Genomic DNA, 10,576 nt, shown 5'->3' with positions numbered 1-10,576 from the left:
ATGGCACACTCAACTTCTCGTTTAAACCCGGGGCTTCACCCCGGGCTACAAAGATTTACCCCCTCTGGGCTCGTTATTCTCTTAAGTTAACGGCTATGGGGCTCGCCACGGGGAGGAATCGAAGCGATCCCCCTCTTAAAGTGCGTTAAAGAAGAGGGGATTGCCGCACTTCGTTCGCAATGACGATAAGTTCGTGAGTTTTCTTACAAACACTGATTAATAAAATGTTTCATTACAACAACTCCATTAAAAGTAGCGTTTCCGGTTACTCAGTAGCCTTTTTCAGAATAAACCAAAACCAGCACAATCAATAGTAGCTTTATTTAGCAAGGTATTTGCTTCTTCTTCTAAAACTAAAATTATGCAATCACTAAAACAACTTGGCACTTTATTATTGGCGGCTGTTTTTCTTTTTGCCGCATGTAGCACTGACGATGACGAAATTAATGCGGGCACTGCGCCTGAGCTACCTCCGGCAAGCTCCATGGAAATTGATTTCTCTAACTTTCAGGAAGGCGGCAATTCTGGTGGCCGCGAAATGACGACTGACAACTGGAATTTAGCAGCTTTCACCGTGGGAGTCTGGAATACTGTCCTCACAGTAGGGCTGATCGTTCCGGTGGCCTCTTTCAAGGCAGCCGTTAGTCAAAAACCTTCTTATGATACTGATAGAAAAGTCTGGGTTTGGGCTTTTGACCACAAAGTAGTGGGCCGAACTTTTAGCTTTGAATTGACCGGGGAAGTGGTTGGAAACAATGTAGAGTGGAACATGTATGCCTCAGAACAAAATGGTTTTCAGAATGTGCTTTGGTATTCAGGGGTAACGGCTATTGATGGTAAAAGCGGATACTGGAAGCTGAATAAAGACGGAAATAATCCTACTGAATTTCTGAGGATAGATTGGGAGCAGGAAAATGAAGAGGTAGCCTACATCAAATATGAAAACATCGAAGTTGGCGCTGACGGCTTTGGCGGTTATATAGAATATGGTAAAACCGATGGCACTGATTTTAACAGATATTATAATGTGGTAGGTACAGATGCCAGCGTAATCATAGATTGGAATGAAACCTCTGGCGTTGGAAGGATCAAGGTGAATGATGGCGCCTACGCTTGCTGGGACAGTAATTTTGAAGATGTAGCTTGTTAGGATAAGCACTGTTCTATTAGTAGAGGCACCACTATCTGCTCAGGGGCAAGAGTGGTGGTGCCACGACTGACTACTCCTTAGCTTATAGCCACATTAAAATAATCATTCATAGGCTTTATCTCGCTGAAAACGGAAACACATTTATCTGCGGAGATGCTGTGAATCTCTTTATCCGACAGTTTGTGGATAACTATAAAGCTCTTCAACTTGAGCAGCTCAATATTAGGATGATCTTCCGCATATCCTTTGGGTGCACGCTTTAATCCATCACCCTGTACGGCTCCGAAAAGGGCTTTAAAGCTCTTTTTATCAACAATTTTCTTGAGTTCGGCAGCATTATAGTCGATCTCCTGACGAATTTTTGCCAGTTTCTCCGAATCGGGTGCATATATACCCCCGGCCAAAAAAGAATTATCACCCGGCTCTAAATGCAAATAATAGCCCGCCTTGCCTCCATTTTTGCCTCCTTCAGATAAATACATCCCAAAATTGGTTTTGTAAGGGCTCTTATCTTTGCTAAACCTGATGTCTCGGTTGATCCGAAACACACATTTCTTCGGGTCTAATCCATTTAACCCTTCGTCTACCAATTGCATTTTCGCAAGCAGTTTCCCTGCAAACTCTAAAAACTCGTCTTTGGCTGCCTGATAACTGCTTTTGTTATCCAGCATCCACTCCCGATTATTATTGAGCCGGATCTGCTTTAAGAAATCGATGGATTTATCGAGTGCCATTATTTTTTTATATATTCATCAAAGGTATTATGCTCCTTGGCAAAAAGCTCTTCCTCCGTCAGGGTTTTGAAGTAATCATAAGTGATCTTCAGGCCATCAGCTCTGCTCACTTTGGGTTCCCAGTGCAATATTTCCCTTGCCCGATCTATGTTAGGCTGCCTTTGCATAGGATCATCCTTAGGCAGAGGTTTATAGATGATCTTCTGCCGGGTACCTGTCAGCTTAATAATTTCCTCGGCAAACTCCTTGATAGTGATCTCGTCAGGATTACCAATATTTACAGGGTAAGCATAATCACTAAAAAGCAGGCGGTAAATACCTTCTATCAGATCATCCACATAGCAGAATGACCGGGTCTGCGAACCATCACCGAAAACCGTCAGGTCTTCTCCTCTTAATGCCTGGCCTATAAAAGCGGGCAGCACCCTGCCATCATTCAGCCTCATTCTCGGGCCGTAGGTGTTGAATATCCTCACTATTCGGGTTTCCAGGCCATGGTAGGTATGATAGGCCATAGTCATTGCCTCCTGGAAACGCTTGGCTTCATCATAAACCCCACGCGGACCGATCGGATTCACATTACCATAATAATCTTCTGTCTGCGGATGAACCAATGGATCACCATATACTTCAGACGTAGAAGCAATGAGCATTCGCGCATTTTTAGCCTTTGCCAAGCCCAAAAGGTTATGTGTTCCTAAAGACCCTACTTTTAGTGTCTGAATGGGTATTTTCAGATAATCGATCGGGCTGGCCGGTGAGGCAAAATGCATGATATAGTCAAGCTGGCCGGATACATGCACGAATTTAGAAACATCATGATGATAAAACTCAAAGTCCTTGAGATGAAATAAGTGCTCTATATTCTTCAGATTTCCTGTGATCAGGTTGTCCATACCCAATACCTTAAACCCCTCGCTAATAAACCGGTCACACAGGTGTGAACCCAGGAAACCGGCCGCTCCTGTTACTAATACTGTTTTCTTACCCATTGATAATTTGTCTTCCTATGCTAATATATGTAAAACCTAAATCTTTCATTTCATCTAAAGTGTAAAGGTTTCTGCCGTCAAAGATCACTTTGTTGTTGAGTGAGACCGATAGCTTCTCAAAATCAGGGGTTCTGAATACCGGCCATTCTGTTGCTATCAGCAACGCATCTGCACCATCAGCACAAGAGTATGCATCTTCACAGAAGGTAATTTTATCACCAATTAAATTCTTCACATTATCCATGGCTTCAGGGTCATAAGCCTTTACAGTAGCCCCTGCCTCCGTTAGCATATCGATATTGTAAAGCGCGGGTGCTTCGCGGATATCGTCAGTGTATGGCTTAAATGAAAGCCCCCAGAGCGCAATGGTCTTACCGGACAGGTCGCCATTGAAATATTCCTTGATCTTCGGGATCAGCTTTGTTTTCTGGTTTTCGTTTACCGCCATTACTGACTTTAATATGGTAAAGTCATAATTTACGTCCTCGGCTGACTTTGCCAGGGCCTGTACATCTTTAGGGAAACAGCTTCCTCCGTAACCAATACCCGCAAACAAAAAGCGTTTTCCGATACGCGTATCGGTTCCTACACCTTTCCTAACAGCATCTACATCGGCTCCCAACAATTCACACATGTTAGCAATTTCATTCATGAAGGTGATCTTCGTAGCCAAAAATGAGTTTGCTGCATATTTTGTAAGCTCAGCAGATTTTTCATCCATGAAAATGATGGGGTTACCCTGCCTTACCAGAGGAGCGTAAAGGGTTTCCATTAACTTCTTGGCCTTCTCTGATTTCGTACCAATTACTACACGGTCCGGCTTCATAAAATCATCAACGGCAACGCCTTCTCTGAGGAATTCGGGGTTGGAAACAACGTCAAAATCTACTTTTGCATTAGCGGCTATTGCATTATGCACCTTTTCCGCAGTACCTACAGGCACAGTACTTTTATCAACAATTACAGTATAGTCTTTCAAAATTGGCCCAAGATCATCTGCAACTTTTAACACATACTTCAAGTCTGCAGAACCATCTTCACCGGGAGGTGTGGGCAGTGCAAGGAAAATGATCTTCGCTCCTTCAATTCCTTCTTTCAGGTCGGTAGTGAAGCTTAGCCTGCCCTGCTTCAGGTTTCGCTCAAATATTACTTCCAATCCTGGTTCATAAATAGTGATTTTGCCGTTTTTCAGGCTGTTAACTTTTCTTTCATCAATATCAATGCACGACACAGTATTGCCGGTCTCTGCAAAACATGTACCTGTTACAAGACCTACATAACCTGTTCCTACTACAGCTATTTTCATTTTTTATTCGGGTTTACAATTGATTCTCAAAAGGGTCCAAAATTAATCATTAATTCTTTAAAACCTTATCAACACAAAAGTTTAATAATTGTTAAAAAATTACACCCAAACTAACATTCGTTTGGGTGAATCGTAAGAATGTCTATCTTTGTCTTTCTGAAAACGTTTGAAATTAATCTCAACCCCAAATATGGAAGCTTTAACCGCAGAAAACCCAATGACAGGTTTTGAAGAAAATGAAAATCAAAAAATGATAGCCCAGATGATCCGTGATTTTGGCGAAAAGGAAATCAGGCCAAAAATGATGGAGTGGGATGAATCACAGGAGTTTCCTGTCGACCTTTTTAAAAAATTAGGTGAGCTGGGACTCATGGGCGTGTTGGTTCCTCAAGAATATGGTGGCTCAGGCTTTGGATATCATGAATACGTGACAGCCATTGCTGAGCTTTCAAGAATAGATGGGTCTATTGGACTTTCAATGGCCGCACACAACTCTTTATGCACAGGACACATTCTCCAATTTGCCAGTGAGGAGCAAAAGCAGAAATACCTGCCGAAGCTGGCCACTGCCGAATGGATCGGGGCATGGGGCCTGACAGAGCCCAATACCGGTTCTGATGCCGGGAATATGCGAACTGTTGCCGAAAAAGACGGTGATCACTACGTGCTGAACGGAGCAAAAAACTTTATTACACATGGCAAATCAGGAAATGTAGCCGTGGTAATAGCCAGAACCGGTGCAGTAGGCGACTCACACGGAATGACAGCGTTTATCATCGAAAAAGGAACCCCCGGCTTCTCAGCAGGCAGAAAGGAAAACAAGCTGGGTATGCGTGCCTCTGAAACAACAGAACTGATCTTTGACAATTGCCGTGTGCATAAAGACAATGTGATAGGACAAGAAGGCGAAGGTTTCGTACAGGCATTAAAAGTACTTGACGGCGGCAGGATCAGCATTGCAGCCCTCGGCCTTGGTATTGCACAAGGCGCTCTTGATGTTGCTCTTCAGTATTCGAAGGAAAGGCATCAGTTCAACCAGCCCATTTCTAACTTCCAGGGCATCTCTTTCAAACTGGCAGACATGGCTACAAAGGTAGAAGCGGCCAAACTGCTAACCCACCAGGCGGCTGACCTGAAGAACAAGGGAAAGTCGGTGAACAAGGAGTCTGCCATGGCAAAATATTACGCTTCGGAAGTAGCTGTGGAGAACGCTACTGATGCCGTTCAGATTTTTGGTGGCTATGGCTATACAAAAGATTACCCTGCTGAAAAATTTTACCGGGATTCTAAGCTTTGTACCATCGGAGAGGGAACTTCCGAGATACAGAAACTTGTTATCTCAAGAGCAATCCTTAAATAGTTTTTATAGTTCGAGTTAATTTTAAAAAGGCCTCTTTCGGGAGGTCTTTTTGTTTTTGAGCATGGTTGATCATGAGTAGAAAAAGTCATCTGGCAAAAAACGGATCAGACAGCAATTGCCAGGGAGATGTGTAAAGAACCTGTAAGCTGTTAATCCACTGTTTTTTCTCAGATCAAGAAAAGCCATTTGTATATATGCAATATATTTTCTACATTTGCAATCCATTTGAAAGGAGGTGTATAAAAATGATCGTAGTAAACGTAAAAGAAAATGAATCAATAGAGAAAGCTCTGAAAAGATTCAAAAAGAAGTTTGAGAAAACTGGTGTATTAAAAGAATTAAGAGCCAGAACATTCTACGAAAAGCCTTCTATTCAAAGAAGATCAGAAATAATTAGAGCAAAATACAGACAGAAGAAATACGCTGAAGAAAATTATTAATCAGCTATTAATTCCCGTATAAATTCATTAGATTGGTACTACTCAGAGATTGGTGGGTAGTACTATTTTTTTATGCGGGAAACTTTCCTAAAATACCTTCAGTACGAAAAGCGCTATAGCCAACATACGATCACCTCGTATGACAACGATATAAGCCAGCTTGAAGAGTTCATAACCACAAATTTTCCGGAATCAGATCTTGCTACAGCCTCACATGCTGTGCTTAGGAATTGGATTGTCAGCCTTGTTGATAGTGGGCTGGAACCCCGGAGCATTAACAGAAAGATTGCCTGTCTGAGATCCTTTTATAAGTTCATGTTAAAGCGTGAAGTAATAGACAAGGATCCGACCCTGAAAATAAGAATACTAAAGACCAGCAAGAAGCTGCCCCAGTTTGTACACGAAGGTGACATTACCCGTCTGCTTGACCAATGCGAATTTAGCGATGATTTTTCCGGGGCCAGGGACCGTCTGATCATGGAGTTGCTCTATGGCACCGGGATCCGCCTTGCTGAGCTTATTACTTTGAAAACATCCGATATCAACTTCCAAAATCGCACCCTCAAAGTTTTAGGGAAAAGAAATAAGGAGCGCGTGATCCCGTTCTCTCTGAGCCTTGAAAGAGTGATCGATCAATACATTTCAGCAAAAAATTCTCAGGGTTTTACAAACGATGGAGGTGTATTGCTCGTTACAGATAATGGAGACGATTGTTATCCTATGATAATATACCGCACTGTTAAAAAGTATTTAAATCAATTTACCACGATAGAAAAACGTAGCCCTCATGTATTGCGCCACACGTTTGCTACGCATCTGCTCAATAAAGGAGCCGAGTTGAATGCGGTAAAGGACCTCCTGGGTCATACCAGCCTCGCGGCAACGCAGGTATATACGCACAATTCACTCGATAAACTAAAAGCGGTCTTTGACCAGGCGCATCCAAAAGCTTAATTTTATAACCTTTTAAACTTTACTATTATGAAGTTACAAATGCACTCAATCCACTTCGATGCTGACCACAAGCTGATCGATTTCATTCAAAAGAAGGTAGATAAACTGGAAACTTTTTACGACCGTGTGGTTGATGGAGAAGTGTTTTTAAGGTTAAATAATTCCGGAATTGAAAATAAAACCGTGGAGATCAAATTGAATATCCCCGGTAGTCAGCTTTTTGCAAAAGAAGAGGCGAAATCATTTGAGGAGGCCACCGATCTGGCAACAGAGGCATTGAGACGACAATTGAGAAAAGTTAAAGTAAAACAAATGGCGCATTAGGAACTGTTAAAATAGTAACGGATAAAGAAAAAAGGGCTTGAAAAAATCAGGCCCTTTTTTCTTTATCGAACTTCTATACGAAGATTATTCTGTGCTTTCAACTGCCATTAAGCCAAACGACTCCTTCACCTTATTTACATAATCCAGTTTTTCCCACGGAAATAATTCTACTTCCATTTCAACTGTCTGACCACTTGCAGAAACAAACTTCTTCTTCACTACCTCATTTGTACGCCCCATATGACCATAAGCTGCTGTTTCAGAATAAATAGGGTTCCTGAGCTTTAGTCTTGTCTCGATAGCGTAAGGACGCATATCAAATATCTCCTGCACTTTTTTGGCAATTTCACCGTCTGTCATGTTAACTTTTGCAGAACCATAGGTATTTACAAAAATGCCCATTGGCTCCACTACGCCAATGGCATAAGATACCTGCACGAGTACTTCATCAGCTACTCCTGCTGCTACAAGGTTTTTAGCTATGTGCCTGGTAGCATAAGCTGCAGACCTGTCCACTTTAGAAGGGTCCTTTCCTGAGAAAGCGCCTCCTCCGTGCGCGCCTTTTCCTCCATATGTATCTACAATGATCTTTCGTCCGGTAAGACCGGTATCTCCGTGAGGCCCCCCGATCACAAATTTTCCGGTAGGATTAATGTGATATTGGATATTATCGCTAAATAGTTTCTGTATTTCCGGCTTCAGTTGGGCCTTTACCCGGGGTATTAAAATGCTGATAATATCTTCCTTGATCTTTTTTAGCATCTTCTCCTCGGCATCAAATTCATCGTGCTGAGTAGAAACCACTATATTCACGATACGCTGGGGAATGTTATCATCTGAATACTCTATAGTAACCTGTGATTTGGCATCAGGACGAAGATAGGTGATGTCTTTTGACTCTCTTCTCAGCCTGGCCAGTTCAATGAGCAGCTTGTGAGAAAGATCCAGCGCCAGGGGCATGTAATCATCTGTCTCGCTTGTAGCATATCCGAACATCATCCCTTGATCTCCGGCTCCCTGCTCCTCAGGGTTTGAGCGGTCCACACCCTGATTAATGTCAGGTGACTGTTCGTGGATTGTTGAGATAACCCCGCAAGAATTACCGTCAAACATATACTCTCCTTTGGTATAGCCAATTTTATTGATCACATTTCGGGCGATCTGCTGTACATCAAGGTAGGCCTCTGATTTTACCTCTCCGCTTAACACTGTTAATCCGGTGGTCACCAGTGTTTCACAAGCCACCTTGGAGTTTCTATCAAATGCCAAAAAATTATCAATCAACGCATCAGATATCTGATCCGCTATTTTATCAGGGTGGCCTTCGGACACCGACTCGGAGGTAAATAAGTAGGGCATTGTATATTATTTTAAATAAATGTCGTATTCGTTTGAAGCGGACAAATTTAGAGGAAATGCAGGTAAAATAAAATTCCGCATGTAAAGTAATCCGGTAATTTTACTCCCCGGCATACAGTAAAAAAACAGTGGGAACCTTGTGCAGGTCAACCTTGGTATTTTTCCATTCCCGTATTTTGGCTGATCGGATGAATTCATCCTGCCCGGATATATCCTTTGCTACGCACAACATTGTGTCGGGGTGGCAAAACCGTGTCAGGTTCTCCAGAAGGTTATTGTTACGATAGGGCGCTTCAATAAATATCTGAGTCTGGCTCTTTTTGCGTGAATCGACCTCTATCTGCTTCACTATATGCTCCAGTTCTCTTTTTTCAATGGGTAAGTAGCCATGAAATACGAAGCTCTGCCCGCTAAACCCCGATGCCATCAGCGATAGAAATATAGAAGAGGGTCCGACCAGTGGTATTACCCTGACCCGGTGCGCATGGGCATATTTCACTGCTACAGAGCCCGGATCAGCAATACCCGGGCAACCCGATTCGGAAAGGATCCCAATATTTTTTCCCTCGAAAACTGGTCGCATCAGCTTTTCAAGATCAGCAGGGAGTGTGTTTTTGTCCAGAACGTCAAAATGCAAGTCCTCAATGGTAATGCCTAATTTGAGGCTGCTGACATACCTGCGGGCGGTGCGCAGATTCTCCACCAGAAAATATTCCGTATGCTTAACCACATGTCGAACTTGTTCAGGTATTACATCTGTCTGATTTTCGGCTATTACAGTGGGAATCAGGTACAAGTTTCCATTTTGCATTTTTGCTGTGTTTGTCCGAAGTAAAACTAAAGAATCACTTTCATTTAGACACAAGATTTCCCACAGGATCGGTTTCCAAAATACGAATTAGTGCCTCTATTGACATTCGTCATTGCCCATCCATTACCTTAGTCAGTTCCCTTCGGTAGTCAGATGGGCTCTTCCCTATGAAGCGCTTAAATTGTTTATTAAAGTGTGAGAAGTTATTGAATCCACATTCATAGCACACATCTGTAATGCTGGATGAGCTTTCCGAAAGCAGTTTAGAAGCATGTACAAGACGGTATTCGTTGACGAATTTTGTAAATGTCTTCCCTGATATTTTCTTAAAGTATCGGCAGAAGGCCGGCTCGGTCATGCTCACTGTATCTGCGATCTCATCAAGGCTGATCGGGCGTTGGAAATTTTCCCTTACATACTTATAGACCTTATTAATACGATCGGCATCCCTGGGTTCGATCTCCAGGGCAAAGCCATCCACATTCAGAAGGGTGTATTCCTGAGAGGCTGCCAACTGCTTTAATATGGCCAATACTTTTAACAACCTGTCGTATGGATCGCGATCAATCAGCTTTTCTATTTTCTTACCTACGGCTCGCTTGGTTTTGCCATGAAAGGCTATTCCCTTCCTCGCCCTTTCTATCAATTTTTTAACAAGGGCCATTTCAGGTATTGAGAAGAAGTATTCGCCCAGAAAGTCTTCCCGCATTTGTAAAATAGTCTCGGAACGGTTGCCCGTCAGGCGGTCAGTAAAACCATAGTGCGGAAGGTTTGCTCCGATAAAGATCAGGTCTCCATTGTTAAAATAAGACAACTGATTGCCAATATGGCGCTTGCCGCTACCGCCATTGACATACACCAATTCCATTTCAGGGTGGATATGCCAGTAAGGTAACTTATTCCGACACGGGTCTCGATACTGTCTGACTGTGATAGAAGTACCAAAGGCCGGGTTGATCTGTTCAAAGATGGGCTTTTTAATAATCATACCTGCAAAATAAAATATCAGCACTGAAGCCAGCAATGTAAAATTAACCAATTTATGTGCAAAATTAACATCATATATACTATGCGGCAAATATGTGGTTAAAATAGAACATAAAGTGGTCAAACCGGAAGTAGTGTAGCCCTGAAGATGAACCTAAA

Annotated in this window: 11 protein-coding genes; 5 read left to right on the top strand and 6 right to left on the bottom strand. The window is 42.6% G+C overall.

What is annotated here, in order from left to right; all coding sequences use genetic code 11:
- Window positions 1–361 precede the first annotated feature (361 nt).
- On the top strand, window positions 362–1,150 hold the full coding sequence (locus C900_RS15120) for a hypothetical protein (RefSeq protein WP_009580891.1): 789 nt from the start codon (window positions 362–364) through the stop codon (window positions 1,148–1,150).
- Window positions 1,151–1,227: 77 nt separating this feature from the next.
- Here C900_RS15120 and C900_RS15115 read toward each other — a convergent pair whose 3' ends face one another.
- The 3 genes from C900_RS15115 to C900_RS15105 are packed head-to-tail and all read right to left on the bottom strand — an operon-like array spanning window position 1,228 to window position 4,182.
- On the bottom strand, window positions 1,228–1,884 hold the full coding sequence (locus C900_RS15115) for a DUF2461 domain-containing protein (RefSeq protein WP_009580890.1): 657 nt from the start codon (window positions 1,882–1,884) through the stop codon (window positions 1,228–1,230).
- Window positions 1,884–2,876, bottom strand: a complete 993-nt coding sequence (locus C900_RS15110) for a UDP-glucuronic acid decarboxylase family protein (protein ID WP_009580889.1) — start codon at window positions 2,874–2,876, stop codon at window positions 1,884–1,886. Before C900_RS15110 ends, C900_RS15115 begins: the two co-directional genes overlap by 1 nt.
- Complete coding sequence (locus tag C900_RS15105; RefSeq protein ID WP_009580888.1) at window positions 2,869–4,182, bottom strand: UDP-glucose dehydrogenase family protein; 1,314 nt, start codon at window positions 4,180–4,182, stop codon at window positions 2,869–2,871. The genes C900_RS15110 and C900_RS15105 overlap by 8 nt, the downstream gene beginning before the upstream one ends.
- Window positions 4,183–4,372: 190 nt before the next feature.
- On the opposite strand from C900_RS15105, the gene C900_RS15100 reads away from it, so the two are divergent.
- The 4 genes from C900_RS15100 to hpf all read left to right on the top strand — a co-directional run bounded on the left by C900_RS15100 (window position 4,373) and on the right by hpf (window position 7,260).
- Complete coding sequence (locus C900_RS15100) at window positions 4,373–5,542, top strand: acyl-CoA dehydrogenase (protein WP_009580887.1); 1,170 nt, start codon at window positions 4,373–4,375, stop codon at window positions 5,540–5,542.
- A 245-nt stretch (window positions 5,543–5,787) separates the two neighbouring features.
- On the top strand, window positions 5,788–5,982 hold the full coding sequence (gene rpsU, locus C900_RS15095; protein WP_040496877.1) for a 30S ribosomal protein S21: 195 nt from the start codon (window positions 5,788–5,790) through the stop codon (window positions 5,980–5,982).
- Between the two features lie 72 nt (window positions 5,983–6,054).
- The gene (locus C900_RS15090) at window positions 6,055–6,936 is read left to right on the top strand and encodes a tyrosine-type recombinase/integrase (protein ID WP_009580884.1); all 882 of its coding nucleotides are present in this window, start codon (window positions 6,055–6,057) and stop codon (window positions 6,934–6,936) included.
- A gap of 27 nt (window positions 6,937–6,963) precedes the next feature.
- Window positions 6,964–7,260: a ribosome hibernation-promoting factor, HPF/YfiA family gene (gene hpf, locus C900_RS15085; RefSeq protein WP_009580883.1), complete on the top strand. Its 297-nt coding sequence runs from the start codon at window positions 6,964–6,966 to the stop codon at window positions 7,258–7,260.
- Between the two features lie 84 nt (window positions 7,261–7,344).
- Here hpf and metK read toward each other — a convergent pair whose 3' ends face one another.
- From metK to C900_RS15070, 3 genes are all read right to left on the bottom strand, one after another.
- Window positions 7,345–8,619, bottom strand: a complete 1,275-nt coding sequence (gene metK, locus C900_RS15080) for a methionine adenosyltransferase (RefSeq protein WP_009580882.1) — start codon at window positions 8,617–8,619, stop codon at window positions 7,345–7,347.
- 100 nt (window positions 8,620–8,719) lie between these two features.
- Entirely contained in the window at window positions 8,720–9,430 is a 711-nt protein-coding gene (locus C900_RS15075; protein WP_009580881.1) for an SAM-dependent methyltransferase, read from the bottom strand.
- 109 nt (window positions 9,431–9,539) lie between these two features.
- Entirely contained in the window at window positions 9,540–10,418 is an 879-nt protein-coding gene (locus tag C900_RS15070; RefSeq protein ID WP_040496881.1) for an AraC family transcriptional regulator, read from the bottom strand.
- Between the last annotated feature and the right edge of the window lie 158 nt (window positions 10,419–10,576).

This window comes from Fulvivirga imtechensis AK7, from assembly GCF_000331535.1.
In the GTDB taxonomy this organism is placed as follows: Bacteria; Bacteroidota; Bacteroidia; order Cytophagales; family Cyclobacteriaceae; genus Fulvivirga; species Fulvivirga imtechensis.
Note: the sequence above shows the minus strand (reverse complement) of the source record. Positions and strands in the feature narration are given on the sequence as shown.